The following is a 26,032-nucleotide window of genomic DNA, read 5'->3' as shown; positions in this document are numbered from 1 at the left end:
TTTTTTTAAAAGAAAAAGCATTTATGTTAAAATAATAAAAAGAAATCTTTTTATGGAGGTGTATTATGTCAAAAAAAATAACCTACGGAATGGTTGGTGGATCCATAGATTCTATGATAGGTGAGGCACATAGAAATGCAATATTATCAGATGGAAGGGCAAGCATAGTTAGTGGATGTTTTTCACGAGATTATAAAAAAACATTAAAAACAGGCAAAAAGTGGGACATAAAGAAAGATAGATTGTACGAAAACTACTTAGAAATGGCTGAAGAGGAGAGTAAAAAGAAAAATAAAATTGATTTTGTAGTTATTGCTACTCCGAATGTTTCCCATTATGAAATAGCTAAAACTTTCTTAGAAAAAGGTATAAATGTTGTCTGCGATAAACCGCTAACAACAACAGTAAAAGAAGCGCAAGAGCTAAAACAGTTAGCAGATGATAATGATCTTTTGTTGTGTGTGACGTATTCGTACGTGGGATATCCGGTTATCTCGTTAGCAAGAAACAAAATAGAAAAAGGTGAGTTGGGCGAAATAAGATTCATTAATGTACAATATATTCAAGGATGGCTTGCAAAAAAGATCGAAGATGAAAACAAGCAAGCCCAATGGAGATTGGATCCAAACCAAAGTGGTTTGGCTAATACTACAGCCGACATAGGTAGTCATGTGGAGAACATGGTTTCATATCTTACTAGAAAAGAGATCGATAATTTGTGTGCACGCCTTGATACTTTTGGTGAATCAAGAAAATTGGAAGATAATTCCACCGTGATGGTAAATTTCAAAGATAAAAGTAAAGGATTACTTTTCATGTCTCAAATTGCTGTGGGAGAGAACAACAATTTTAGCGTTTGCGTGTATGGTTCGGAAGGTACGTTGAAATGGAATTTTAATCAAGCAAACAAATTAACAATTTTGTATGAAGACCACAAAGAAGAGATAGTTCAAAATGTGGATGAAATTCCTGGAACAAATATAGGGTTCAAAAATACTTATTCCACATTTATTACCGATTTAATAAATAAAAAAAACGGAGAAATTATAACCAACGATAATGCCCATTTTCAAAGTGTAAACGCGGGATTAAGAGGGATGAGGTTTATTGAAAAATGTGTAGAAAGTTCGAAAAATGGAAGCGTTTGGGTAAAGTTTTAAAACCAAACTCAAATAAGAGGAGGGGTAAAATATGTTCAAAAGATTGACTTATGGAATGGTAGGTGGAAGTAAAGACTCTCAAATAGGCATAGTCCACAGAAAAGCTATAAATCTACACGGGAAGGCAGAATTAGTCTGTGGAAGTTTTTCAAGAAACTTCAAAAACACTTTGGCAACAGGCAAAGAGTTAAAAATAGATGAGAAAAGATTGTATAAAAATTATGAAGAAATGGCTGAGGAGGAAGCTAAAAGGCCCGATAAAATAGATTTTGTATCCATTGTCACACCCAACAGTTCACATTATGAAGTGGCAAAAAAATTTTTAGAATCTGGAATAAATGTGATGTGTGAAAAGCCGTTAACCATCACTCTAAAAGAAGCTGAAGAGCTAAAACAGTTAGCAAGAAAAAACAACCTACTTTTTGCGGTTGCTTACACCTTTACAGGTTATTCAATGTTAAGATACGCAAGAGAGTTAATTAAAAGAGGGGAAATAGGTGAGGTTAGGTTTATCAATGGTCGATACCTAAGTGAGTGGATGGCAAAGGTGCCGTTTGCCGGCAAAAATTCTCGCCACGAGTGGAGATCGGATCCAAAAGTTTCGGGTGTATCTAATTGCGTGGCTGATATAGGGGTACACGTGGAAAGCGTAGTTTCTTTCCTAACAGGTTTGAAGATAAAGTCCTTAAATGCCAGAATGGACAAGTTTGTTGAGCCAGATAGGCTAGACGATAATGCATCTATACTAATAAATTATGATAATGGGGCAGAAGGCATATACTGGACATCTCAAATTGCTATGGGCCACGAAAATACTTTGGATATTGGTATATATGGAACAAAAGGATCTATAGAATGGTCACAAGAACACGCAAATTACTTGAAGATCTCAAAAGTTAACCATCCTTTTATAACTTTATCGAGGGGAAGCGAAAGCGTTGATGATTTTATTAAAACTGATTATGTGACTCCTGGTGGGCATCAGGAAGGTTACGTTGAAGCCTTTGCAAGGGTATACGATAAGTTTATTAGCGCAATTACAAAAAAGAAAAAAGGAGAACTTTTAGAACAAAGAGACTTAGATTTCCCCACTGTAGAAGACGGAGTAGAGGGAATGCGATTTATAGAAAAATGTGTAGAAAGTACAAAAAGAGGTGCTAGTTGGGTAGAATTTTAAGATTATTTTGTTTCGAATTTTTGAAAAAAGTAATAACTGGTTTATATTTTATTAAATTACTAATCTATAAAAAATGGTATAATCAATCAGGTATATTATTAGTGAATTTTTTAACTTTTATTCCTCATAAAACCTAATTATACGAGGAGGAAAATGAATGGAAGAACTTCTTGAAAGCAAATTAAAAGACATTGAAACTTATCTTAATTCACTCGATTTGACGGACAAAACCGAAGAAGAAAGAAGGAGCTTGCTTATTGAAGTTTTGCATAAAGTTCAAGAAAATCTAGGATATATCCCAAATGAAGTGCAAAAATTAGTGGCAAAAAAACTGAAAATTCCTTCTTCTCAAGTTTATGGTGTTGTGACTTTCTACAATTTTTTCTCCACAAAACCTAAAGGTAAGTATCCTATAAGTGTATGCTTAGGAACAGCTTGTTACGTGGGAGGAGCGAACGAAATCTTAGACGAATTCAAAAAGATTTTAAATGTTGAAGAAGAAGAAGTAACCGAGGACGGATTATTTTCTATTCATCCGGTTAGGTGTTTAGGTGCTTGTGGTTTGGCACCTGTCGTAAAAATAGGGGAAAAAGTATATGGGAGACTTAAAATAAACGATGTAAGAAGAATAATTAGAGATTATAGAGCCAAAGAGAAAAATAGTTGATAGGAGGTTTTTCTATGCCTAAATTAAATAGTTTAGAGCAATTAGAATCGCTGATAAATGAACTCAAAGAAAAAGAAAATAAGAATAAAATTGTATTAAAAGTTGCTTTAGGTACCTGTGGAATCTCAGCTGGAGCTGATGAGACGTACGATGAGCTTCTAAAAGAGATAGAGGAAGAAAAAATAGAAAATATTGAAGTTATTAAAACAGGATGTTTAGGATATTGCTATGCCGAGCCAACAGTAGAAGTTAACGAACCAGGTAAAGAGCCAGTATTGTATGGCAACGTTACGAAATCGAAAGTAAAAGATCTTGTAAAAACACATTTTGTAGAAGGAAAAATCGCAGAAGCATTGTTGATAGAAGAAACCCACAAAAAAGCAATTTGAGGGAGGTAAAACGATGCCGGAACAAGTAAGAATCGTTTTAAGAAACGCTGGAAATATCGACCCCGAAAACATAGAAGATTATTTAAAAAATAACGGTTATTTAGCCCTAGCAAAAGCGCTTAACTCAAAAAGAGAAGAGGTAATTCAAACGGTTTTAGATTCAAATTTGAGAGGTAGAGGCGGTGGTGGGTTTCCAACCGGTTTGAAATGGAAATTCGCCATGCAAGCTAAAGGAGATGAAAAATACGTAATATGTAATGCTGATGAAGGCGATCCAGGGGCATTTATGGATAGATCAGTGCTAGAGGGTGATCCTCATTCTGTGTTAGAAGGTATGGCTATCGCTGGATACGCAATTGGTGCCCAAAAAGGGATTATTTACATAAGAGCAGAATATCCTTTGGCTGTTGCTAGGTTAAAAGTTGCTATTTCACAAGCTAAAGATTATGGATTGCTGGGAGAAAATATTTTAGGCAGTAATTTTTCTTTTGATATAGAGATCAGACTGGGAGCCGGAGCTTTTGTCTGTGGTGAAGAGACCGCTTTGATCCATTCGATAGAAGGTCTTCGTGGTGAGCCAACCAACAAACCGCCTTTTCCTGCCAATAGTGGTTTATGGAAAAAGCCTACAGTGATAAACAACGTTGAAACCCTTGCAAATATAGCACCTATAATACTCAATGGAGCCGACTGGTTCAAACAATTCGGAACAGAAAATTCTCCAGGTACGAAAGTATTTGCGCTTGCAGGAGACGTTAAAAAGGTTGGTCTCGTTGAAGTTCCAATGGGAACCACATTGAGAGAGATAATCTTCGATATAGGTGGAGGGATCAAGGGGGATAAAAAGTTCAAAGCTGTTCAAACTGGAGGCCCTTCGGGAGGATGTATTCCCGCTGAATACTTAGATACCCCTATAGATTACGATAGTCTTCAAGCACTAGGCTCGATGATGGGTTCTGGTGGAATGATTGTCATGGATGAAGATACTTGTATGGTGGATGTTGCGAAATTCTATCTTCAATTTACCGTCGATGAATCCTGCGGTAAGTGCACTACATGCCGTGTGGGAAACGTTAGACTTTTAGAGATATTGGAAAAAATAACTTCTGGGAATGCTCAATTGGAAGATCTCGATCATATGTTAACTTTGGCTAATGTCGTAAAGAACGGTTCTTTATGTGGGTTAGGACAAACTGCCCCAAATCCGATACTCTCTACTTATAGGTATTTTGAGGATGAATATAAAGAACATATATTGGACAGAAACTGTCGCGCTGGTGTATGTAAGAATTTAATAAGGTACGAAATAATTCCAGAAAATTGTACAGGTTGTACGGCCTGTGCAAGGGTATGTCCTACTGAAGCGATACAAGGTGAATTGAGAAAACCTCATACAATAGATCAAGAAAAGTGTATAAAATGTGGGTCTTGTTACACAACATGCAGGTTTAACGCTATAAAAATAGTATAAATAAAATATAAAACTCCTTCATTTTAATGAATGCGGAGCGGGTTGAAGCGGCGCTAAATTAGGTTTTCAAGAGGGAAAAAATTTTTGGTTAGGAGGGAAAAATTCTAAATGCCAAAAGTATATATAAATGACGGTGAATTTTTAGCTTCTGAAAAAGATACCGTTTTAACGGCTGTTCAAAAATTTGGCGGTTACATACCAACACTTTGTTATATGAACTTAAAGGATATAAATATAGAAAATAAGCCTTCTTCATGTAGAGTATGTATGGTTGAAATAGAAGGTAGAAGAACTTTAGCCCCGGCTTGTACAACGCCGGTATTTGAAGGAATGAGAATAAAGACACATTCCAGGATGGCGGTAGAAGCTCGAAGAACCGCTGTTCAGTTATTGTTATCAGATCATCCACAAGATTGTCTAAAATGTCCGAAAAATGGTGAGTGTGAACTACAAAAAATCGCCTCTGAACTAAACATTGTGAACAATCCTTATTTTGGCAAAACATCTAATTACGATCTTGATATATCTGCTGCAATAATTAGGGATCCGAACAAATGTATTATGTGTAGAAGATGCGAAACCATGTGTAACGAATTTCAAACCGTTGGGGTTCTTTCGGCTATAGACAGAGGTTTTGGTGCTGTCGTTAAGCCTTCTTTTGATATGCCTTTAGAAGAAACTGCCTGTACCTTCTGCGGTCAATGCGTGGCAGTCTGTCCTACGGGGGCTCTAGTTGAAAGATCTTACATAGACGAAGTATGGAAAGAGTTGGAAAATGAAGAGAAGCACGTTGTAGTTCAAACCGCTCCTGCGGTGAGGGTCGCTTTAGCGGAAGAATTTGGTTACGAGCCTGGAACTATCTCTACCGGGAAGTTGGTTGGAGCTTTAAAACTAATGGGTTTTGATAAGGTTTTCGATACCAATTTTGGAGCAGATTTAACCATAATGGAGGAAGCTACAGAGTTCAAAGAAAGGTTAGAAAATGGTGGTTTTTTACCTATGTTGACTTCTTGTTGTCCAGGATGGGTTAAATTTATCGAACATCAATTCCCTGACTTGCTTGAGATGCCTTCTTCTGCGAAGTCTCCTCAACAGATGTTTGGAGCGATTGCAAAGAGTTATTATGCACAAAAAAATGATATTGATCCCAAAAAGATAACCGTTGTATCCATAATGCCCTGTCTAGCCAAAAAGTACGAAGCAGCTAGAGAAGAAATAAATGCATCACCTGAATACAGGGATGTTGATTATGTATTGACCACCAGAGAACTGGCGAAAATGATCAAAGAAGCAGGAATTAATTTCAAAGCTGTCCCAGAAAGGGAGTATGATAGTCCTTTAGGAGAATCCACCGGTGCTGCAGCCATTTTTGGAAGAACGGGAGGAGTTGCAGAGGCAGCTTTAAGAACCGCTTATGAATGGATAACCGGGAATGAACTTAAAGAAGTAGAATTTGAGCAACTTCATGGATATGAGTCTATAAGAGTTGCAGAAGTTGAAATTAATGGGAAAAAATTAAGAGTTGGAGTTGCTTATGGCTTAGGTAACGCACGAAAACTCTTGGAAGACGTTCAATCGGGAAAAATAGACTTACATTTAATCGAAATTATGGCTTGTCCAGGGGGTTGTGTTGGAGGCGGTGGTCAACCGTACCATCATGGTGATTTCAACGTGATTAAAAAGAGAATCGAGGCATTAAATGTCGTTGACAAATCAAAGATAATTCGAAAGTCCCATGAAAATCCATCAATTGTTAGACTATACAACGAGTATTTGGAAAAGCCAGGAAGTGAAAAATCACATCAATTGTTGCATACTCATTATGTGCAAAGAGAATGGCTTTAAAAAACTAAAGGCGGAGAAAATCCGCCTTTAGCTTGAATTAAAACCACACTTTAAAGGTTTTTATTTCGTATGGTGTTATACTGAATACGATTTTATTATCTTTAAATGCAATTTCTTTTTCCTCTTCTTCAATTAAATTACATTCAACCACTTTTTTTAAACTTCTAAAAAATTCTATTTCCACTTCCTTTTTTCGACTGCCTTTATCTTCGAAAAGTCTAATTAGTATAGAGTCATCATCTTCCGCTTTTTTTATGGTTTCAATTACCACATCAAAATCGTTGACCTTGATAAAAGAGAAATTGTCAGGGAGGTTTCCTTCTTCGTTTTTTCTTATCTTTTTAACTATTACAGAATAATTCAATTTGTAGGCTTCTTGTATTACTTGTGAATCTCTCCATGTTCCAGCGTGTGGTAGAAGAGAATAAATGAATGTGTGATCCGTTCTATCAGCCGTTTCATCGGGTTCGATTGGGGATCTTAGAAGAGTGAGTCTCATAACGTTTTCTTTTATATCGTACCCATGTTTACAATCATTTAGTATGGAAACTCCATAGTTTGCTTCTGAAAGATCTGCCCATTTTTGTGCTGGGACTTCAAATTTTGCTATATCCCAACTTGTGTTGTTGGTTGTACTTCTTTCTATGTTTCCAAATTGTATGTTGTAGGTGGCTTTCGTGCTTCTTATATTAACAGGAAAAGCTGTTTTTAATAAAACTTGTTTCTCTTTCCAGTCAACATGTGTATCAAAATCGATTCTTCTTATGTGGTTGTACACAATGACTCTTTGTTCGATAGTTGAGTCATAAAACCTCCATGAGAATTTTAAAACACCTTTTAAAGGAGTCTCTTCCTCTACTTTTACTTCGATTAAATCAGTAACCTCTTTCATCTTTTCGTTGAAATAAGGAGAAATATCCCATGCGTCAAAAAAGTAAGGTTTATCTTCGAAGGTTTGTAGCACGTTTCCCAATTTCCCCTCTTCCAGTACTTCCCTTTTATTTTCTTTATCGTATAATCTTTTAAGCTGCCCTTTTTCATTGAATTCGATTATATAGTATCTGTTTTCAATGTAATCTTCTTTTACGATCATTTTTTCATCAATTTGCTTCTGCTCCAAATTTGATACCTTAATACTTTTATAGCCAAAAGGGGGGATTCCTCTAACCAACGTTTTTTTACCGTTTTCTAACTCTACAATCTCGTCCCTTTCAAAGGAGGTGGTGTTGAATAATACCAAACTGTCTTCTTCGCTTTTTATTTCCTTTGAAATCATAGAAATAGCCCTTTCGATCTCTTTGTTAGCTATCCCCTTTATCTTTTCAAAATCTCTTCTTGCATCTTCATAAACCTCTCTTATTGAGGAACCTGGTAAAATATCGTGGAATTGATTTAATAATAATAGTTCCCATCCTTCATTTAGAGAATTTTTAGGATATTCGAAATCTTCTAATAATTTCAAAGCCATAGAATTTAATAACTCTGCGTTATGGTACAATACTTCTGATTTTCTGTTTTCCCTTTTCACAAAAGCTTGTGAAGTATACGTACCTCGATGTAATTCGAAGTACAGCTCATCATCCCAAACTGGGACATTTTTATCTCTTATTCTTTCTCCCAATTTCTCAAAATAATCCTCTACTCTTCCCATATCCACTTGGGGTAAACCTGGGATTTCTTTTATTGCTTCATAATTTTCTAACATTTCATATGTTGGGCCTCCTCCCCCATCTCCCCAACCGAAGACAAGAAGTAATTCATCGTTTATATCTTTTTGTTTGTAGTTATCCCATATCCCCCTTATCGTGAAAGGTTCCACCATACCGTTGTAGGTATAAAAATAATTGTTCTTATCTGGAGTCGTAATAAAATGGGAAAGGATTTTTGTCCCATCGATGCCTTTCCACCAAAAAGTATCGTAAGGGAATTTGTTGATCTCATTCCAGCTTATTTTGGTTGTAGCGAAGTACTTCATTCCACTTTTCTTTATTATCTGAGGAAGGGCGTATGTGTAACCAAATGCATCTGGCAACCATACAACTTTAGAATCAATTCCAAACTCTTCTTTTAAGAACCTTTTCCCAAATAGTATCTGTCTTATCAAAAACTCACCTGGAGAAATATTGGAATCAGATTCTATCCACATACCACCAGTTGCTTCCCATCTGCCTTCTTTTATTTTTTGCTTTACTTTTTCATACAACTCAGGGTAATCGTTTTTTAAGAACTTGTACAATGCCGGAGAAGAGTGCATAAATATATATTCTGGATACTCTTGCATTAGGTTGAGAACCGTTGAAAAGGTTCTTTGTGCTTTTTCTCTTGTGTGTAAAACTGTCCAAAGCCATGCCATATCTATATGAGAATGACCTGTCAAAATAACTTTTGGAGAATCCATTTTAAAATTTCTCAGTTTTGTCAGTTCTTCTTGCAAAAAACTATAACTGTCTTTTATTGATTCATAGTATTCTTTGGATCGAGGTTTTATAAAATTGATTCTTTTGTAAGACTCGTTTAAAATATTGAATAATTTTACTCTTACAATATCGTTTTGACTTAGTTGATCGATTGTGTCAAGAATATTCTTTGCTAGGAAATAGTACTTTTGTGAATATTTTTCTATTTTGTAAAGTTCCAAACCTGAAAATGTATAATTTAATTCCCCTCTCAAGCCAGTCCATGACCTCAAGTATATCCTCAATACATTTCCTTGTACAATCTTTGGCGATATTAGAGCCTCTTTATGGTATTTGTCTATACCTTGAACAAATTGACCATTTACAAAGAGTAAAGACTCTGGATAGTCAGGAATAACGTCTAAATCACCATCTTTTTCCAAAGAAACCCTCAAAAATAGACTTTCTTCACCAATACTTTCAGGCAATTCGATATTTTTTCTAAACCAAAATATCTTATCGTACCCTCCCCACTTTTCCTCTTTTTCTATCTTTTTCCAGTCTATTGATCCGTTGAATTCAGGTTTGAATCTTCTTTCTTTGTCTTCAAAGTATCCCATTTGTTGAATTTGGAGAATACTTAGATTTTGTAATTTTTTAACTTCTCTTAATCCGTTTTCTAACTTTTTCTTGGTTATGTTTTCTAACATGTTTTATTTTGACCTCCTAGATAGCAATCCAATTAATGATAACACAACTTACTAGATAAGATAGTAAAAAACAAGAAAAGAACTTTGGAGATATTTAGCTTTAACAAAACTTTATATTTCCTTATATTTCACAAATAAAAATAAAGTATTATTTAGGTACAAAAGCTTTATGAGTAAAGTGTTTAAATAGTTTCAAAAATCTATTGGAGGTGAGTTTTGTGAAAAGGACGGTTATGTTTTTATTTATGGTTTCTTTGTTAAGCGTTTTGTCTTTCCCTGTAACCATAGAGTTTTGGCATGCGATGAGTGGAGACAGGATAGCTTTGATTGAAGATATTGTGAGTGATTTTGAAGAAGCTTATCCGGATATAAAAGTAAATGCGCAATATTCAGGAAGTTATCCTGAGACGTTGAATAAGCTTATTGCAGGGGTACAATCCGGGAATGCACCCCACATAGTACAGATTTACGAAATAGGTACAAGATTGATGATAGACAGTGGTGTCATAGTTCCTGTCCAAGATTTACTTGATCAAGATGATTCTTATGATGTAGGGGTTTTGTTGGAACCGATATTAAATTATTACAAAGTTGATGGGAAGTTGTACTCCATGCCTTTCAATTCATCTACCGCTTTGTTGTATTACAACAAAACGCTCTTTGAAGAAGCAGGCTTAGATCCAAATAGACCTCCTCAAACTTACGAAGAACTATTGGAATACTCCAGAATTTTAACAAAGAAAGACTCAAGAGGAAATACAGTGCAATACGGATTAACTTGGCCTACCCATTCATGGATAATTGAACAACTTATGGCTGCCGCTGATGCGCCACTTGTTAACAACGATAACGGAAGAACCGCCAGAGCAACAGAGGCTGTTTTCAATAGTGAAGCGGGTTTAAAAATATTTGAACTGTTTGACCAATTGAACAAAGAAGGTTTAATTCTTAATACAGCTAGGGAAGATTGGAATGCTGCCGGACAAAATTTCGTTTCAGGCAGAGCAGCTATGAATTTCTTTTCTACATCTGATGTAAAGGTTTTTCAAGAAGGGTTAGAAAGTAACGGCTACGAGTTAGGTACAGCCTTTTTACCTGTTCCAGATATAAGTGTCAGTGGAGGACCAGTTATTGGAGGAGCAAGTTTATGGTTGATAGATGGCCATACAGACGAAGAAACCAAAGCTGCCTGGGAATTTTTGAAGTTTGTCAATCGTGAAGATCAACAGATAAGATGGCACCAAGGTACAGGGTATTTTCCAGTTAGAAAAGATGCCATTCAAAGGCTGCACTATGAAGAGTTCTATGCTGAGAACCCAAATTACTTCACTTCCTTATTGCAACTATTGCTAGCTAAAAGAGATTTCAACTCCGCTGGAGCAGTTATTGGAGTGTTCCCTGAAACACGAGAGACTATAGAAATAGCGTATGAAAGAATGGTTGATGGACAAATGACACCTGAAGAGGCACTGAGCTGGGCTGAAAGTAGAGTAACAGAATTAATCCAAGAATATAACGAATTCTATCAATAATCTATTAAATGAATCTCTAAGATAAGTCTAGAATTTCAAATGTTGTTAATCCAAGGAAGAATTTTCTTCCTTGGTTTTTTGGGAGGAAATAAAATATGAAGTGGGGAAAATATACACCTTATCTTTTGCTTGCACCGACACTAATAATTATTGCCCTTTTTATATATTGGCCTGCAATTAACTCCTTTCTAATGAGCTTTTATAAAATATCACCATTTGGTAATAAGAAAATATATGCAGGTTTAGACAATTACATTAAGCTTTTTGAGAATGAGGCATATTGGGATGCGTTAAAGATCACAATCATATATATAGTTACAACGGTAATAATAGTCATTATTTTAGGCTACCTAATCGCACAATTATTAGATAATAAGGTTTTTGGGGTAAGAATTTATAGAACTTTAATTTTTGTTCCTTATGTTATTTCCTTTACTATTGGAGGTGCGCTGTGGACCTTTATGTTGAATCCGGTTGCAGGGCATGTGAATTATATTCTGTCAAGAATCACAGGAGAAAGTATTAATTGGTTAAATCAAGTGCCATATGCGTTAATTTCAGTTATAGTTGCCAGTGTTTGGAAGATGCTGCCTTTTTCAATTATTTTCTACCTTGCAGGGTTACAGTCCATATCGGAATCAATAATAGAGAGTTCTCTTATTGATGGAGCGAACGTATGGCAAAGGATGTGGAAAATAAAATTTCCTATACTTTCTCCCATTACATTTTACTTAGTTATTATGAACATCACCAATGGAATGTTTGAGTCGTTTGGGATCATTGACATTATGACAAGAGGGGGACCCTTAGGAAGCACTACAACCTTAATTTACAAACTATATCAAGACGCATTCTTTTTCCAAAAAACAAGTTTAGCTGCTGCTGAAAGTGTTATCTTATTTATTATTATGTCAATTATCACCTTTCTTTATTTCAGATTTGGTGAGAAAAGGGTTCATTATCAATGAAGGGAGTCAAGTAATAATGAGGAAATCGACTAGAGAAAAAGTTAATTATGTTTTTGTAGAGTTAAGTTTAATAATTGTATCTTTTTTCATGTTTTTACCTTTCATACTGGCAATTTCCATGAGTTTTATGGAACCAACGGAGGTTTTCTCTTATCCACCTAAGTTTTTTCCTTCAAGTATCAATTTTAAAAATTACATCACAGCTATACAACTTGTTCCAATGGGCAGAATGTTGTTCAATTCGTTGCTGGTGGCTTCATTTACAACATTAGGAAAGTTAATAACAGGAACATTGGCTGCTTATGCTTTTTCTTCTTTTCAATTTAAAGGAAAGAACATATTGTTTTCCACCCTCTTTGTAACTTTATTTTTGCCAGCCGAAACGGTTATGATTTTGCCTTTGTTTATGCTGATGTCAAATCTTGGTTGGGTTAACACCTACTGGGCGTTGATAATACCTTTTACCGCTTCAGCAACCAATACATTCCTATTTAGGCAACATTTTATGACGATTCCTCGCTCTTTAGAGGATGCAGCAAAAATAGATGGTGCTTCAGCTATGCAATATTTTTTCAAGGTGCTTGTACCTTTGTCTGGGCCAATAATCGCTGGGGCGGCTATTATTAATTTTGTTTATGCATGGAATATGTATCTTTGGCCTTTGATAGTTACCATGCAAGATGACATGAGGACGGTACAGGTTGGCGTAAAGATGATGATCTCAGGAGAGTCCAGTAACAATTGGGGAGTGATAATGGCAGGGACACTGTTAGTTGCTTTACCTACCCTTATAATATTTTTTCTACTTCAAGATTTGTTTGTAAAAAGTTTGGTCAGTAGTGGGCTTAAAGAATGAAGTAGGTTTTAACAAAATTAAATAATTATTTAACCAACAAAACCCCAAATGGGGTTTTTTTGATTTGCTTTCTTGTTAAGATCATTTTATGGTAAAATTTTAAAAGAATTAAAGGAATTGAAGGATTTTATAAAAAGGTGATTTTGTCCATGAAAAAATCCATATTGTATTTACTTTTTATTGTTTTTATGTCTACTACACTGTTCCCTTGGAGTGGGCATGAGGCGATGACTTATTATATAATTCAAGATTTACCAAATATTGATAAAAAGGTTTTTATTACAGAATATTCATACGAGGAAGAAAGGCAATACAATTTAGAATATCTTAGTTTAACCGAATTGGATTTTTAAAGGTTTTCGAAGGCGACAAATCATTTCTCTACTTTGTAGAATTATCCAAACAAGCTTTTGAAAAAAATGACGAATATTGGGGTTATAGATTTTTAGCTCGTGCGCTTCATTATATCGAAGATCTTTCACAACCTTATCACAATGCCCCCGGTTCATTTTTTGAAATCATAGGAGCAGCTTTTAACAAGGACATATCAAGGAAACTTAACAATGCACACTATTTTATGGACGATTATTTAGTATATCTTTTGTATTATTCTGATAATTCCGCGAAAGAAGTTATTTTGGGGGCAAAACCTGCCTTTTTTGATAATTACGAAGACTACGTTCAAGAAATGACGGGCTATTCTCTTAGTAAGTTTTCTATGATTCATTCAGAGATCAAATCTCAGTTTGGGGAAAGTTTAAATGATTATGTAACTATTGAACAAATTAGAAAGATGGATGAAGAAGGAAAATTGTCAAAACTTAAGGAAGAAACGTTGAGTGTATTGTCTTATTCTTCTTCCATAATAAAAGGATTTTTTATCGATTTTCTTGAATCAGTTGGTCAAATATAGTAAATTAGTTAGATATTAAAATGAAAAAGGAGATCTACCCTTGTGGAACAAGATAAAATACTGTTCATAGTCAATCCTGTAGCGGGTGGGGGTAAAGCCCTAAAAGTATGGACAAAAAATATCTATTCTATTTTGGAAAAGAAAAAGATATCCTTTGATTATTTATTTACCCAAAAGCCTTACGATGGTTTTAATTTGGCAATGGAAGGAATTAAAAAAGGGTATAAAAAATTAATTTCTGTGGGTGGAGATGGAACGGTCAACGAAATAGTTAACGCAATAATGTTGCAGGATATTATAGATCCAATCGAAATATCAATTGGTTCTATAGGTTCTGGCTCTGGTAACGATTGGGGAAAAAGCGTCGGTATACCTGCTAATTATGAAGAGGCGGTAAGCAATTTACGTAAAGACAATTTCATATTACAAGATGTTGGTAAGGTTAGTTATATTCAAACAGGTGTTGAAAAAACAAGATATTTTGTGAATGTTGCAGGGATGGGTTTTGATGCAGAAGTCACCTATAAGGCTAATAAAAGTAAAAAAAGATTGTTTGGCAAGCTTTCTTATTCTTTAAATTTATTAAGCACTTTAATTTCCTTCAAGGATCCTTATGTTGAAATCAAAATTGATGGAGAAAAGGTGTATGCAAATCAAGCTTTAACCTTGAATGTTGGGATTTGTAGATACAGTGGAGGAGGAATGATGTTTACACCGAAGGCAAAATACGATGATGGACTTTTCGATGTAACCGTCGTTGATAAGATATCTGTTGGTACAATTTTAGCAAATCTAAGGAAAATATACGATGGCTCATTTATAAATCATGAAGCTGTGAAAACCTTTAGAGGAAAATTGATAGAAATTACATCCAAAGAAAAGCTGTATTTAGAAACGGATGGTGAATCTTTGGGCCATTCTCCGTTGTATTTTGAAACTCTCCCTCAAAGACTTAAGGTTTTAAGTGGGCTATCAATAGAACATTAATGGATCTGCTTCCTGCTAATAAATATGAAAGTAAAAGAAAAAAATTTAATCAATTAATAATATAAACAGGAGCAACAAGTGCTCCTGCTTTTTGAAAAATTATTCCTGGCTTACCAATTTTGGGGGATAACCTATTTCATCCAGTAAGTTTTCTATTTTTTCTGGTTCTTGCAATGTTTCAACTTCTACTTTTTTGTTTTCTAAATCAACGTTGAAATTTTGCACGATACCTGAAGATTTTAATTGCCTTTCAATATTCATCTTGCAATGTTCACAAGACATATCTGGAACATCAAATACGTATTTCATTGTTTAACCTCCTATAGTTTTTTTGTGATTCTGCTTGAATTGTAAATCACGTTTATGGAACTAAATAACATAGCGACCTCTGCTATTGCTGGGTGAAGGATGCCGATCATTGCCAAGGGTATCGCGATAATGTTGTAGAAGAAAGCCCAGAATAAGTTTTGTTTGATTTTTTTAAAGGTTATTTCTGATATATTTATTGCATCTATAACTTTTGAAATTTCGCCTTGACTTATTATTACATCCGCAGATTCTATTGCCAAATCTGTTCCGTTACCTATTGCAATACCCATATCAGATGATTTTAATGCTGCAGCATCGTTTATTCCATCGCCTATCATGCCGACCTTTTTCCCTTCTATCTGATATTTTCTGACTATTTCTACTTTATTTTGGGGTGATATATTTGCAAATACCTTATCAATTCCAACCTTTTTAGCAACGGCTCTGGCGGTGTTTTCGTTGTCACCTGTTACCATTATGGGTTCCATTCCCATTTCTTTTAATTGTTTTATAGCTTCTACAGCATCGCTTTTAATCTCGTCTGCGATTCTTATGTAGCCAACAATTTTTTCATTTTTACTTACCTCTATTACCGTTTCTGCGTTTTCCATAAATTCTTGGTAGGGTTTTGCATCACGTGGTTTACCGATATAGTATTCATTGTTTTTGTATGTCCCAACGATTCCTTTGCCTGTTATTTCCTCTATTTCTTCAATTTCAACGTTCTGATTTTTAATATGCTCATGTGCGTATTCGACTATGGCTTTAGCCAATGGGTGAGTAGAATTTTTCTCTATTTCTGAAATAATCAAAAATGTTTCATCATCTAAATTGTGCTCAATAACTGAAGGTTGCCCTTTAGTTAAGGTCCCAGTTTTGTCCATGAGAATTGTGTCTATATCTTTAGCCGTTTGGATGGCTTCTCCATTTTTTATTATCAATCCTTTTTTGGCAGATACAGAACTGGCAGCCACAAGAGCCATAGGTGTTGCTAAGCCAAGTGCACATGGGCACGCTATAACAAGTGTGGCAACAAACGAGAAAATTGCCGTAGATAGCGGACCAGCATCTGTAAGAACCCAAGGAATGACTTTTGAAGCGTTAATCAAAAAAGGTTGGAATGTTTCATATTGGAAAAACCAAATCATACCACTTAAGACAGCTAACGAAAAAACCGTCGGGATAAAATACAAGGTTATTCTGTCAGCCAGAGCTTGAATAGGTACTTTAGAGGATGAAGCTTCTTCTACAAGTTTGATCATTTGATTTAGGAATGTGTCTTCTCCGACTTTTTCCACTTTTATTTTTAAGAGACCTGATTCAACTATCGTTCCACTCACTACGGGATCCTTCTCGCTTTTTAATAGGGGTAATGGTTCACCGCTTATCATAGACTCGTTTATGGAAGCTTGCCCTTCTACGATAGTACCATCTAAAGGTATTTTTTCACCTTGTCTCACCAGTATTAAATCACCTATTTTGACCGTCTCTATGGGTAATTCAACCACACCTTCATCAGTAATAACATTAGCTTTGTCGACTTTCATGGATAGAAGGAGCTTTATTTCTTTTGAAGCACTATGTTTCATCCTTGCTTCGATGTATCTACCAACCAGATTCAGTGTAATTAGCATAGATGCAATAGTACCAAAAGAAAGAATATTCAATCCTACAATTGCTAAAATTGTTGTTGCCCACGCTGAAATAGCTCCAAGAGAAACTAATGTATCCATATTTGTGTGAAGATGAGATAAAGCGATCCAGGCGCTTTTTAAAGTTTTTCTACCTGGAATGAAAATTGTGGCTGCGCCACCGATTAACTCAATCAATAGCATAAAAGGAACATGTACCCCGCTCATACTTAAAATCATAACAACCATAAGAGGTATAGTAATGGCTAATGAAATATACATATCTTTGCGTGATTCTTTGAATCTTTTTTCTATCAGATCCTCGGTGGGCATTTCCTCAGAGACCTTGTATCCAACATCTGCTACAGCCTTTTTGATTTCGTTCATCGGTATTGCTTCTTGTGATATTACTATAGCTTTTTCTGTGGCTAAATTGACTGAGACATATTTTACCCCATCTAATTTTTTAAGCGCCCGTTCTACGTTTTTTACACATGTAGCACAAGTCATCCCTTGAACGCTAAAAGATACTTTATTATTTTCGGCAAATTTTTCTTGAGAATTTGTAGATTCTATCGGTTTTTCTTTGACTTCACTCATATAGTACACCACCTTTTCTAAGTTTTTTTGAGATAATCAAAAACCTCTTCAAGTTCTTCTAATTTTACATTGATTTCTTCGGGATCTTTAGAAGACGTTGCATCTTTCACGCATGTTTCTATATGTTTTTTCAATATTTCAGAGTGTGCATTTTTTAAAAGAGAAATTGTGGCTAACAGTTGCTTAGATATATCAATACAGTATCTTTCTTCTTCAATCATTTTTATAGCTGCATCAATCTGTCCACGCGCTGTTTTAAGTTTTCTAAGAGCCTTTTCATGTTTCATAAAATCGCCTCCTTTTATCCATCCCACCAGGGGAGGGTAAAAAAATTATAAACTATTTTTGTTACGATCAAATTAATATGGATTGTCAAAACAGTAAACCCAGTTACTTACTCACGAGTTAGTAACTTGCGAGTAAGTAACTCTGAAGTTAGTCATATAATCCCACAAAATTGATTTTTTGGTAAAAAGCCTAAGTATTGTTTTGTAAAATAAAAAAGACGCCTTATGCAGACGCCTTTTATATTTTTCAACAATCTAATATTTTATCTAAAAATTAACTAAATTACTTTTCCATATAGTATTCCATTAGTATTTCTGCAACTTCGGCTCTTGTGAACTCTTTTGGTGGTTTTTCTCCTTTTGAAAGCATTTCCCTTACCTTTGTCCCACTGAGGAATACATGGTCTTCTTTTCCGTGTGGACATGTTTTTGCTGTAGCCATGCTTTCACATTTGGTGCAATAAAATGCATGTTCAAATTTTAGTGGTACTATCCCTATCTCTTCGGGTTTAAACTGGTCAAATATCTCTTGAGCTTCGTAAGTTCCGTAGTAATCTCCAACACCTGCATGGTCTCTTCCTACAATAAAATGTGTGCATCCATAGTTCTTTCTACATATAGCATGAAAGATCGCTTCTTTTGGTCCAGCGTATCTCATGTTAACAGGAAATACCCCTAAAAATACCCTTTCTTTTGGGTAGTACTTGTCCAGTATAACTTCGTAGGATTTCATCCTCACATCAGAAGGAATGTCTTCATCTTTTGTTTTTCCCACCAACGGGTTTAAGAACAAACCATCGACGATTTCAAGCGCTGTCTTCTGCAAATACTCGTGTGCCCTGTGTATGGGATTTCTCGTTTGAAAGGCTACTATCGTTTTCCAACCTTTTTCAGAGAATATCTTTCTTGTATCTTTTGGGTCGAATCTGAACTCTTGAAAGTTTTCGTGCTCTATCCTGTTGAGTAAGGTAATCTCCCCACCTAATGCTATTTCTCCTTGTTCGTATAAAAACTTCACCCCAGGATGGGTTTCGTCTTGGGTTTTGTAAACCTTCAACGCCTCTTCTTCTTTTCTTCTTTCAAACTTTTCTTGAAGATGTAGTATAGCATACTCTTTTGAATCTTCTTGGTTCTTTATCAATACATCTTCTCCCACTTTTAATTCGTCCGCAATCTCTTTTTTTACCGATAGAATTATTGGAATAGACCATACCGTTCCGTTAGATAATCTCATGTTGTTTAAAACAGAAATGTAATCTTCTTTTGTCATAAACCCTTCTAAGGGGCTAAATAGTCCAGTTGCAATGTTTTCTAGCTCAGATAGATCAAAATAAGTTACACTTATACTTTTTAACTCTTTCGACCTTTTTAACCATTCTTTTTTTTCTTCTTCAGTAGCTATTTTGTTGACCAATTTTCCACCGTGTGGCTCAATCATTTTTTTAGACCTCCGTTTTATTCATAAAACTGTTTTAGCGCCCTTTCACCCCGCTCCCCACCCTTAAGGATAAAAGGTACTTTAATTTTTGCACAAGGCTGCAATCAGATAATATTGTTGTTTTTTAAATATTCAATGACTTTTTCAACCGATTCTTCTATGCTTTCTACATCGGTGTTCAAAATTAACTCAGGATTCTCAGGCTCTTCGTAGGGAGCTGAAACCCCTGTGAAATTTTTTATTTCGCCTTTAATAGCTTTTTCGTACATACCCTTTGGATCCCGGTTTTTCAATTCGTCAAGCGGACATTTCACGTATATCTCTATGAATTCCCCGTCTTTTACTAGCTCTCTTACCCTCTGCCTGTCTTTTTTGTATGGGGAAATGAAGGCTGTCATTGTAATTATCCCAAGATCAGAGAATAACTTTGCAACTTCTCCTATCCTTCTAATATTTTCCTCCCTATCTTCTGGGGAGAATCCTAAATCACCATTTAAACCGTGTCTAATGTTGTCTCCATCCAAAACATACGACAACTTTCCCATTTTCAACAATCTTTCTTCCAAATCATGTGCTATAGTCGATTTTCCAGATCCAGATAACCCCGTAAACCAAAGGATTACTCCCTTTTGTCCTAAAAGTTTTTCTCTGTCTTCTTTTTTTACCTTTCCAGCATGCCATACTACATTTTCACTCTTTTTTCTCTCCACTTTTATACCTCCCAAAAGCCTTATCCATAATATAAATCTTAACAAAAGTACTCTGTCAAGAAGATTATACTCTAATCAGAGGGCTCAGTCAAGTTAAGGTATTAGAACATATGCGGGGATTAGGTTAAAAAGGAAAGTAAAACTGGTTGTAGAAAAAAATAAGGGCGAGTATATTCGCCCTTTTGTAGTTATTGTACGCTTTCAGCTAGAGATTGCTTAGCAATATTCACGTATTCGTTGAATCCATCTGGATCGTTTACGGCAAGTTCAGAAAGCATTTTTCTGTTTATGTCAACATTAGCCAATTTTAAACCATGAATTAACTCATTATACTTCAATCCTTGTGCTCTTGCAGCGGCGTTGATTCTTGTTATCCAAAGATTTCTGTAGTCTCTTTTTTTGTTTTTTCTACCTGCATAAGAATATTTTCCAGATTTGTAGTATTGTTGTTTTGCCAATGAATAACGTCTACCTACTGCTCCCGAGTAGCCTTTTGCCGCTTTTATATATTTTTTCTTTTTTTTGTGAGAAGTAACAGATCTTTTAATTCTCATCTCCTATACACTCCTTTAACTTAAATTAAGTTTGATTTCAAATCATCATTTTAGACCAAGTGATTTTTCAACTTTATCTACTATTTCCTTCGGTACTTCTACCTCTTTTTTTAGCCTTCTCATATGACTGCTATTTTTGAAACCCGTATTATGTCCTACGTTACTTCTATGTCGAAGAATTTTTCCGTTTTTTGTGACCTTGAACCTTTTTTTCGCAGAACCTTTTGTCTTTAATTTAGGCATCTTGATTCCTCCCAATTTTTAGAGTATATGTAGATTACTTATTTTTTCTCCTCATTGATTGGCTCTAAAATAATATCCATATCTTTACCCAATAATTTTGCCCCTCTGGAAACTTTTGCTATATCCGACGTTTGAGATACCACTTTGTCAAGTATTTCCTTACCTTTTTCTTTAAAAAGTATATCTCTACCTAAGAACATAATTACTGCTCTTACTTTATAGCCATCTTCTAAAAATTCCCTTATCTTTTTCAATTTGGTGTTGAAATCATGATCATCGATTCTGAGTCTAAATTTCATCTCTTTAAGAACTTGTTTTTTTTGCTTTTTCTTAGCTAATTTTTCCTTTTTCTCTTTTTCGTAGATATATTTACCATAATCCATCATTCTGGCAACTGGAGGTTTAGCTTCAGGGGCTACTAAAACCAAGTCCACTCCTGATTGTTCGGCTAATTTTAACGCTTCTTTTGTCGGCATCTCTCCGAGTTTGTTCCCCTCCTGATCTATTACCAGAACTTTTCTAGCTTTGATCTCATTATTTTTAGCGACTTTATCGCTTATACACAATCACCTTCCTTATTTAACATATAAAAAATGGGTGACGGATCGTCACCCATTTCTTCTTAAACACAAATAACTCTCTTTTCCTAATCAAAGAGTCATTTTTTTCAACATGCGTACCCCTGACGGTTTTTGATTATTCCCCGGGGTGGGAAGTTAACTACGGGCGACTTCCTCTTTACCTTTTATATATTATTAAATTCTGGTGGGCCATGCGGGTTTCGAACCCACGACCTACTGATTAAGAGTCAGTCGCTCTACCAGCTGAGCTAATGGCCCTATACCACTTTTTAATTATACCTTAACTCAATTTGTTTGTCAAGAAGCGACTTGATCTGATTCCTTACTTGACGTAGATGAAGAAGATTTTGATTTGGATTTTCTTGAGTCGGTAATATAGAAACCTTCACCTTTGAAAGAAATACCAACATTACCAATTATCTTTTCAGCTTTTGAACCACATAGTTCACATTTAACTTCAGGTGTTTCATTCATAGAATGCAAAATAGTGAACTCATAACCACAATTTTTGCACTTGTATCTATATAGAGGCAATTTTATCTTTCCCCCTTTTGTATTTTTTGATAAAAAATCACAAATAACCAAAAAGTAGCCTATCAAATTTATGTGAAATTTAATATGTTATATATGTTAATAGTTTTTTTATTTGTCAATTTGGCCCGTTTCCATGTACCATAGATAAAGATCTAATTTCCCTAATGGTTCTTCAACCATCTTTGATAAAACTCTCAGTTGATTTTCCAGATCAGTATACTTTTTCTCCGTCCAAGAAGGTTTGGGGACTTCTTTCACGAGATTATAATTTTTCATGATTTTCAGTATGTGCTTATCTAATATAGCGACGTCTTCTATTCCAACGTTTCTTAAAAAATGGCTGGCTTCTTTCCAGCCTATACCTTTTATATTTTCGACTAAAAACCTTCTGCTTTCTGAAATATCTTTTTGAAGTAAGTTTTTCAAACTTCCAATTATCCATCTATTTTCGACTATATATCGTGATCTGGTATTTGGGAACCTATGTCCAACTTCTCTTAATTTTGATATTAATTGCTCTTCGTTATAGTGAGCGAATCCCTCTTTTGTGATAAATTTCTGAGCTTTTATGCCACCCTTTGCCCTCCAATTTGCCGTTAATACACAAAAAGATAGTTCACTGAATAAGTCCAATTCATCGCCATTTTTTCCAATATCCTTAAACTCTTCAAACCTTCTTTCAACTTCATCCTTAATTGTAAGTTTCACATCTTCTATTTTATTGACCAAAATATCTAAAGAATTTGTTATGTTAGAATGGATCATCTTATTCCTCCAAGATTGTGTCAATTATTACCTTTTTTTCTGTTGGATCTTACAATTAAGAAAAAACCTAAGATCATATAAATTATAAGAGAAATAAAGATTCCAAAAAACTCAGGCTGGCTTAGTTGTTCCCATCCACTTAGCAAAGAATTATTTCCGATGGTAATGGATGTGTGTTTTTCCAATAAATAGATGGTGTAAAAAGATAGTATAAAACTTCCAAATATCACTGAAATGATTGAGATGATTGACTGATAATTCTTTGAAAAGATTATCGCAACGATCACACCTAAGATAGCAAAAATTATCCAAGGAATGTAAGAAATGGAAAAAGGTAGATTATTCAACCACTCTCCATTGGAAGAAATTATAAAAGTTCCTATTGAGTAACCAACCAGTCCGCCTAAAAGGAAACCACCAACCACAAAGGCTACATTAACTAGATGATAAAATACAAATCCAAAGATCAAACTGAATATCAAATAAATAAAAAAGCTGTAATCACCAAACGTTAGAACAAAATTATTAATTAAGGGGACTTTGAGAAGATAAGGTATCACTATGGAATAGGATGCATATACACCCAAAAGAAAAATAGTAACTTTGAAAGAAATCTTTGAAAAAAGTAAAAGTATTAGGGATAGAGGGAACAAAATATAGACTGAATTAACTAACAATAAATAGAGATTTGTAAAAGCCTCGGTATTGATAAAATCTGGAGTTACCATATCAAATTCACCCCTTTTATAATTAAATTAGTATTTTTAAAATCTTAAACCAACTAATTGTATCACATATTTTTGATTGGCAAAATCAATTTTATGGTATAATTTTAAAAAGGTTTTAACTCTCTTGAACGAAGTGAAGAGTGATAAAGATTTCTAGGGTACAAAAAAATTAAAAGTTAGAAGGAGGAATTAAATTGGGAAGTTTAAGAATCGAGGTTGATGAAGAATTTATAAACGGTTTAATAGACAAAGTTATCGAAGAAAATACCCAAGTGCAAGGTCTAAAAAATTTGAATGTAAAGCTGAGGGAAGATGGAATAAGTTTTCAAATGGAGGTCAATTTTTTGGGGAAAGATTCAAAAGTGGAATCTTTGATCAAGATTTTAGAAAAACCAGAAGATTTAGAAAACGGAAAGTTGCGCTTGTCCTTGAGTGGTGATGAAGGTGTCAGAAAGATTTTAGAAGGTGTATTTTATATACTTTCAGAATTCAGCGAAGCAGTTTCTTCAAAAGATTATGAGATTTTGATAGATTTTAATAAAGTAAAAATAAATCCTTTTGTTGATACCATGTTAAAATCTTTAAAAATTTCTAGATTCATTCTTCAAGACGGAAAGTTTGAATTACTTCTTGAATTCAAAAAATAGGCGGTGAGTAATGAAAGAAATATTGTTGGAAATAGATGAAGAGGCAGCCAAAGAATTTTTGATAAAAATTTTAGAAAACAGTAAATTTCATTTCTTGAAAAGAATATTTGATCACGTATCAAATATAGAGTTCAGTGATAACGAAATTAGATTCAAGGTGTTGATGTTCAAATACTATTTAAAATTAAAGACCTATCCTAAAACATTAACAGGGAGATACGAGTTTTTTCATAATATCCCGGCAAAAATGATCAAAAAAGAGGAACTCCCAAAATTTGTTGAATTAAACGACAAGACAATAATTATCAATATCCCCGAAAATCCTATTGGCAAAAATGTAAGTATAGAGAAATTTGAGATAGAAAATGGAAAATTAAAGATAATTTTAGGTTTGAATTAAGAAAGGAGCACAAATTATGGAAATAAATTCTGAATTAATAAAAAAGTTAAAAAAACTGTCCAACATAGAACTTAGTCCAAGTGAAGAAGAAAAGATAAAGAAAGATCTAAACGCTTTATTAGAGTATCAAAAAATATTAGATGAAATAGACGTTGAAGGAATTGAGGAGATGGTATCTCCCATTGAATTCTCGACATCCGTTTTAAGAAAAGACGAAGTAGAAAACTTTGAAGATAGAAAAGAAATAATAAACAACTTTCCAGAAAGTAAAGACGGTTTTCTCCGTGTACCAGGGATACATGTTAACGAGGAAGAATAATTTGAATACAAAAGGAAAAGTGTACGAAGACAAAGCGGTTTCTTTTTTTTTGAATAGAGATTATCGAATAATTGCAAGGAATTTTTCTTACAGACACGGCGAAATAGACATTATAGCTTTAAAGAATAAAATATTGCATCTTATAGAAGTAAAAGGTGGGAAAGAAACTTTTGGAGACCCCGCTTTCAGGGTGAATTCTAGAAAATTAAAAAAAATAATGAAAGTTGGTAATTATTTCATAGCTACCCATCCAAAACTAGAATTTGATGAAATTCAAATTGATGTAATTTCTGTCACCAACGATGGAGTAATAAATTATTACCCAGCTCAAAGGCTATAAAAAAGTGCCCCTGGAAGGAGTCGAACCTTCATTTGCGGATTAGGAATCCACCGTTCTATCCGTTGAACTACAGGGGCTTACTAAAGACAAAAACTATTATAGCAGAAAATTCGACAGCTGTCAATCGATGTCGAATGTTAAGTTGAGCTACTAGTTGAAAGTAACAATAGTATGTTTTAAAGTTTGTAGAAACACTAAAAAATTATATGGGGGTATTAAGCATGAGAAAAGTTTTTGTTCTTTTGGTAGCGCTGATTATGTTTGCAAACATGTTTGGGTTAAAAGTTATTATGGTGACGGATGCAGGAGGACTTGGAGATAAATCTTTCAACGATGGTACATGGGCTGGTGTTCAAATGGCTGTTGAACAACTCCCTGATATTGAAGCAGAAATACTCATATCCAAAGAACAAACTGATTACGTTCCAAATCTAACCAACGCTGCTCAAAGAGGAGATGTAGTAATAGGTGTTGGATTCATGATGGCAGATGTTTTGTTTAATTTCGCCATGCAGTATCCTGATACATTTTTCATAGGGATAGACATAGAACCATCTCCTAATCAAGTAATTCCTTCTAATTTAGCTCTTTATACTTTTAAAGAAGAAGAAGGTGGATTTTTACTTGGATATTTGGCGGCTTCCATGACAAAAACCAATGAAGTGGGTTTTATTGGCGGGGTTGAAATTTCTCCTGTTAAAAAGGAAGGAATTGGGGATCGTGGAGGGGGTGAAGCCTTTTATTAAATTAAAAGGGGAAAAGGAAAGGGAATTAAAGGGTTACGTTGGAGTTTTTAGGGGTCCTCCCAAACTAAAAAAAATGCTCTTTTTCCTTTCAATACATGGGGGGGAAATTTTTTTACACGGGGAACTAAC

27 protein-coding genes, 2 tRNA genes and 1 pseudogene are annotated in these 26,032 nt (G+C 34.6%); 16 read left to right on the top strand and 14 right to left on the bottom strand.

Translation table 11 applies throughout. The annotated features are described in order from the left end of the window. Positions 1-65: 65 nt before the first annotated feature. The 5 genes and pseudogenes from X925_RS01580 (at position 66) to X925_RS01560 (ending at position 6,709) form a co-directional block, all read left to right on the top strand. Positions 66-1,160, top strand: a complete 1,095-nt coding sequence (locus X925_RS01580) for a Gfo/Idh/MocA family protein (protein WP_012208555.1) — start codon at positions 66-68, stop codon at positions 1,158-1,160. Between the two features lie 31 nt (positions 1,161-1,191). Continuing rightward, positions 1,192-2,337: a Gfo/Idh/MocA family protein gene (locus X925_RS01575; RefSeq protein WP_012208554.1), complete on the top strand. Its 1,146-nt coding sequence runs from the start codon at positions 1,192-1,194 to the stop codon at positions 2,335-2,337. A gap of 157 nt (positions 2,338-2,494) precedes the next feature. Then, positions 2,495-3,004, top strand: coding sequence for an NAD(P)H-dependent oxidoreductase subunit E (locus X925_RS01570; RefSeq protein WP_012208553.1), 510 nt, complete (start codon positions 2,495-2,497; stop codon positions 3,002-3,004). Between the two features lie 14 nt (positions 3,005-3,018). Continuing rightward, positions 3,019-4,864: pseudogene (locus tag X925_RS01565) on the top strand (NADH-ubiquinone oxidoreductase-F iron-sulfur binding region domain-containing protein). 108 nt (positions 4,865-4,972) lie between these two features. After that, a complete protein-coding gene (locus X925_RS01560) occupies positions 4,973-6,709 on the top strand; it encodes an NADH-dependent [FeFe] hydrogenase, group A6 (protein WP_012208550.1) in 1,737 nt (578 codons plus the stop codon). A gap of 37 nt (positions 6,710-6,746) precedes the next feature. Here X925_RS01560 and X925_RS01555 read toward each other — a convergent pair whose 3' ends face one another. After that, positions 6,747-9,815: an alpha-mannosidase gene (locus tag X925_RS01555; protein ID WP_121958941.1), complete on the bottom strand. Its 3,069-nt coding sequence runs from the start codon at positions 9,813-9,815 to the stop codon at positions 6,747-6,749. Positions 9,816-10,033: 218 nt separating this feature from the next. On the opposite strand from X925_RS01555, the gene X925_RS01550 reads away from it, so the two are divergent. The 6 genes from X925_RS01550 to X925_RS01530 all read left to right on the top strand — a co-directional run bounded on the left by X925_RS01550 (position 10,034) and on the right by X925_RS01530 (position 15,071). After that, on the top strand, positions 10,034-11,347 hold the full coding sequence (locus tag X925_RS01550) for an ABC transporter substrate-binding protein (RefSeq protein WP_012208548.1): 1,314 nt from the start codon (positions 10,034-10,036) through the stop codon (positions 11,345-11,347). A gap of 95 nt (positions 11,348-11,442) precedes the next feature. Then, positions 11,443-12,315: a carbohydrate ABC transporter permease gene (locus X925_RS01545; RefSeq protein ID WP_103876093.1), complete on the top strand. Its 873-nt coding sequence runs from the start codon at positions 11,443-11,445 to the stop codon at positions 12,313-12,315. 16 nt (positions 12,316-12,331) lie between these two features. After that, positions 12,332-13,171, top strand: coding sequence for a carbohydrate ABC transporter permease (locus X925_RS01540; RefSeq protein WP_121958940.1), 840 nt, complete (start codon positions 12,332-12,334; stop codon positions 13,169-13,171). Between the two features lie 149 nt (positions 13,172-13,320). Beyond that, the gene (locus tag X925_RS10355) at positions 13,321-13,524 is read left to right on the top strand and encodes a hypothetical protein (protein WP_041534047.1); all 204 of its coding nucleotides are present in this window, start codon (positions 13,321-13,323) and stop codon (positions 13,522-13,524) included. A gap of 224 nt (positions 13,525-13,748) precedes the next feature. Next, a complete protein-coding gene (locus X925_RS10350; protein WP_041534046.1) occupies positions 13,749-14,084 on the top strand; it encodes a hypothetical protein in 336 nt (111 codons plus the stop codon). A gap of 42 nt (positions 14,085-14,126) precedes the next feature. After that, positions 14,127-15,071, top strand: coding sequence for a diacylglycerol kinase family protein (locus X925_RS01530; protein ID WP_121958939.1), 945 nt, complete (start codon positions 14,127-14,129; stop codon positions 15,069-15,071). A gap of 99 nt (positions 15,072-15,170) precedes the next feature. Here the strand turns inward: X925_RS01530 and X925_RS01525 are convergent, their stop codons facing one another. The 12 genes from X925_RS01525 to X925_RS01470 all read right to left on the bottom strand — a co-directional run bounded on the left by X925_RS01525 (position 15,171) and on the right by X925_RS01470 (position 23,451). Continuing rightward, positions 15,171-15,380: a heavy-metal-associated domain-containing protein gene (locus X925_RS01525; protein ID WP_012208544.1), complete on the bottom strand. Its 210-nt coding sequence runs from the start codon at positions 15,378-15,380 to the stop codon at positions 15,171-15,173. A gap of 11 nt (positions 15,381-15,391) precedes the next feature. Then, entirely contained in the window at positions 15,392-17,611 is a 2,220-nt protein-coding gene (locus X925_RS01520) for a cation-translocating P-type ATPase (protein WP_121958938.1), read from the bottom strand. A gap of 17 nt (positions 17,612-17,628) precedes the next feature. Further along, positions 17,629-17,898, bottom strand: coding sequence for a metal-sensing transcriptional repressor (locus X925_RS01515; RefSeq protein ID WP_012208542.1), 270 nt, complete (start codon positions 17,896-17,898; stop codon positions 17,629-17,631). Between the two features lie 283 nt (positions 17,899-18,181). Next, positions 18,182-19,336 carry a sulfate adenylyltransferase gene (gene sat, locus X925_RS01510; protein WP_121514830.1) on the bottom strand — a complete coding sequence of 385 codons (1,155 nt, stop codon included), beginning with the start codon at positions 19,334-19,336 and terminating at the stop codon, positions 18,182-18,184. A 104-nt stretch (positions 19,337-19,440) separates the two neighbouring features. Further along, positions 19,441-20,046 carry an adenylyl-sulfate kinase gene (cysC, locus tag X925_RS01505; protein WP_103065281.1) on the bottom strand — a complete coding sequence of 202 codons (606 nt, stop codon included), beginning with the start codon at positions 20,044-20,046 and terminating at the stop codon, positions 19,441-19,443. A 188-nt stretch (positions 20,047-20,234) separates the two neighbouring features. Then, complete coding sequence (gene rplT, locus X925_RS01500; RefSeq protein ID WP_012208539.1) at positions 20,235-20,600, bottom strand: 50S ribosomal protein L20; 366 nt, start codon at positions 20,598-20,600, stop codon at positions 20,235-20,237. A gap of 45 nt (positions 20,601-20,645) precedes the next feature. Further along, entirely contained in the window at positions 20,646-20,843 is a 198-nt protein-coding gene (gene rpmI, locus X925_RS01495) for a 50S ribosomal protein L35 (RefSeq protein ID WP_041534045.1), read from the bottom strand. A gap of 38 nt (positions 20,844-20,881) precedes the next feature. Beyond that, the gene (gene infC / locus X925_RS01490; protein ID WP_012208537.1) at positions 20,882-21,409 is read right to left on the bottom strand and encodes a translation initiation factor IF-3; all 528 of its coding nucleotides are present in this window, start codon (positions 21,407-21,409) and stop codon (positions 20,882-20,884) included. Positions 21,410-21,606: 197 nt separating this feature from the next. Beyond that, positions 21,607-21,682, bottom strand: a tRNA-Lys gene (locus X925_RS01485). A 39-nt stretch (positions 21,683-21,721) separates the two neighbouring features. Continuing rightward, positions 21,722-21,958, bottom strand: a complete 237-nt coding sequence (locus X925_RS01480) for an FmdB family zinc ribbon protein (RefSeq protein WP_041534044.1) — start codon at positions 21,956-21,958, stop codon at positions 21,722-21,724. Positions 21,959-22,066: 108 nt separating this feature from the next. Further along, positions 22,067-22,723: an N-glycosylase/DNA lyase gene (locus X925_RS01475; protein ID WP_012208535.1), complete on the bottom strand. Its 657-nt coding sequence runs from the start codon at positions 22,721-22,723 to the stop codon at positions 22,067-22,069. A 20-nt stretch (positions 22,724-22,743) separates the two neighbouring features. Then, positions 22,744-23,451, bottom strand: a complete 708-nt coding sequence (locus X925_RS01470; protein WP_012208534.1) for a hypothetical protein — start codon at positions 23,449-23,451, stop codon at positions 22,744-22,746. 194 nt (positions 23,452-23,645) lie between these two features. Between X925_RS01470 and X925_RS01465 the strand changes: the two genes are divergently transcribed. From X925_RS01465 to X925_RS01450, 4 genes are read left to right on the top strand one after another with little or no spacing between them, the layout of a single operon-like run. Further along, entirely contained in the window at positions 23,646-24,098 is a 453-nt protein-coding gene (locus X925_RS01465; protein ID WP_012208533.1) for a hypothetical protein, read from the top strand. A 10-nt stretch (positions 24,099-24,108) separates the two neighbouring features. After that, entirely contained in the window at positions 24,109-24,498 is a 390-nt protein-coding gene (locus tag X925_RS01460; protein WP_121514828.1) for a hypothetical protein, read from the top strand. Between the two features lie 16 nt (positions 24,499-24,514). Next, entirely contained in the window at positions 24,515-24,817 is a 303-nt protein-coding gene (gene gatC, locus X925_RS01455; protein ID WP_121514827.1) for an Asp-tRNA(Asn)/Glu-tRNA(Gln) amidotransferase subunit GatC, read from the top strand. A gap of 1 nt (position 24,818) precedes the next feature. Continuing rightward, positions 24,819-25,157 carry a YraN family protein gene (locus X925_RS01450; RefSeq protein ID WP_012208530.1) on the top strand — a complete coding sequence of 113 codons (339 nt, stop codon included), beginning with the start codon at positions 24,819-24,821 and terminating at the stop codon, positions 25,155-25,157. A 5-nt stretch (positions 25,158-25,162) separates the two neighbouring features. On the opposite strand, the gene X925_RS01445 is transcribed toward X925_RS01450, so the two are convergent. Further along, positions 25,163-25,234 (bottom strand) — tRNA-Arg (locus X925_RS01445). A 144-nt stretch (positions 25,235-25,378) separates the two neighbouring features. Between X925_RS01445 and X925_RS01440 the strand changes: the two genes are divergently transcribed. Further along, positions 25,379-25,903, top strand: a complete 525-nt coding sequence (locus tag X925_RS01440) for a BMP family ABC transporter substrate-binding protein (protein WP_121958937.1) — start codon at positions 25,379-25,381, stop codon at positions 25,901-25,903. The last annotated feature ends 129 nt before the right edge of the window (positions 25,904-26,032 follow it).

This window comes from Petrotoga sp. 9T1HF07.CasAA.8.2 (assembly GCF_002895585.1).
Taxonomy (GTDB): domain Bacteria; phylum Thermotogota; class Thermotogae; order Petrotogales; family Petrotogaceae; genus Petrotoga; species Petrotoga mobilis.
The sequence above is the reverse complement of the archived record's forward strand: the minus strand, read 5'-3'. Positions and strand labels throughout refer to the sequence as shown.

Excerpts from the sequence above, each read along its gene's own strand:
- X925_RS01580 (WP_012208555.1), top strand. The coding sequence starts at position 66 with ATGTCAAAAAAAATAACCTACGGAATGGTTGGTGGATCCATAGATTCT.
- X925_RS01575 (WP_012208554.1), top strand. The coding sequence starts at position 1,192 with ATGTTCAAAAGATTGACTTATGGAATGGTAGGTGGAAGTAAAGACTCT.
- X925_RS01570 (WP_012208553.1), top strand. The coding sequence starts at position 2,495 with ATGGAAGAACTTCTTGAAAGCAAATTAAAAGACATTGAAACTTATCTT.
- X925_RS01560 (WP_012208550.1), top strand. The coding sequence starts at position 4,973 with ATGCCAAAAGTATATATAAATGACGGTGAATTTTTAGCTTCTGAAAAA.
- X925_RS01555 (WP_121958941.1), bottom strand. The coding sequence starts at position 9,815 with ATGTTAGAAAACATAACCAAGAAAAAGTTAGAAAACGGATTAAGAGAA.
- X925_RS01545 (WP_103876093.1), top strand. The coding sequence starts at position 11,443 with ATGAAGTGGGGAAAATATACACCTTATCTTTTGCTTGCACCGACACTA.
- X925_RS01540 (WP_121958940.1), top strand. The coding sequence starts at position 12,332 with ATGAGGAAATCGACTAGAGAAAAAGTTAATTATGTTTTTGTAGAGTTA.
- X925_RS10355 (WP_041534047.1), top strand. The coding sequence starts at position 13,321 with ATGAAAAAATCCATATTGTATTTACTTTTTATTGTTTTTATGTCTACT.
- X925_RS10350 (WP_041534046.1), top strand. The coding sequence starts at position 13,749 with ATGGACGATTATTTAGTATATCTTTTGTATTATTCTGATAATTCCGCG.
- X925_RS01525 (WP_012208544.1), bottom strand. The coding sequence starts at position 15,380 with ATGAAATACGTATTTGATGTTCCAGATATGTCTTGTGAACATTGCAAG.
- X925_RS01520 (WP_121958938.1), bottom strand. The coding sequence starts at position 17,611 with ATGAGTGAAGTCAAAGAAAAACCGATAGAATCTACAAATTCTCAAGAA.
- X925_RS01515 (WP_012208542.1), bottom strand. The coding sequence starts at position 17,898 with ATGAAACATGAAAAGGCTCTTAGAAAACTTAAAACAGCGCGTGGACAG.
- sat (WP_121514830.1), bottom strand. The coding sequence starts at position 19,336 with ATGATTGAGCCACACGGTGGAAAATTGGTCAACAAAATAGCTACTGAA.
- rplT (WP_012208539.1), bottom strand. The coding sequence starts at position 20,600 with ATGAGAATTAAAAGATCTGTTACTTCTCACAAAAAAAAGAAAAAATAT.
- rpmI (WP_041534045.1), bottom strand. The coding sequence starts at position 20,843 with ATGCCTAAATTAAAGACAAAAGGTTCTGCGAAAAAAAGGTTCAAGGTC.
- X925_RS01475 (WP_012208535.1), bottom strand. The coding sequence starts at position 22,723 with ATGATCCATTCTAACATAACAAATTCTTTAGATATTTTGGTCAATAAA.
- X925_RS01470 (WP_012208534.1), bottom strand. The coding sequence starts at position 23,451 with ATGGTAACTCCAGATTTTATCAATACCGAGGCTTTTACAAATCTCTAT.
- X925_RS01460 (WP_121514828.1), top strand. The coding sequence starts at position 24,109 with ATGAAAGAAATATTGTTGGAAATAGATGAAGAGGCAGCCAAAGAATTT.
- gatC (WP_121514827.1), top strand. The coding sequence starts at position 24,515 with ATGGAAATAAATTCTGAATTAATAAAAAAGTTAAAAAAACTGTCCAAC.
- X925_RS01440 (WP_121958937.1), top strand. The coding sequence starts at position 25,379 with ATGAGAAAAGTTTTTGTTCTTTTGGTAGCGCTGATTATGTTTGCAAAC.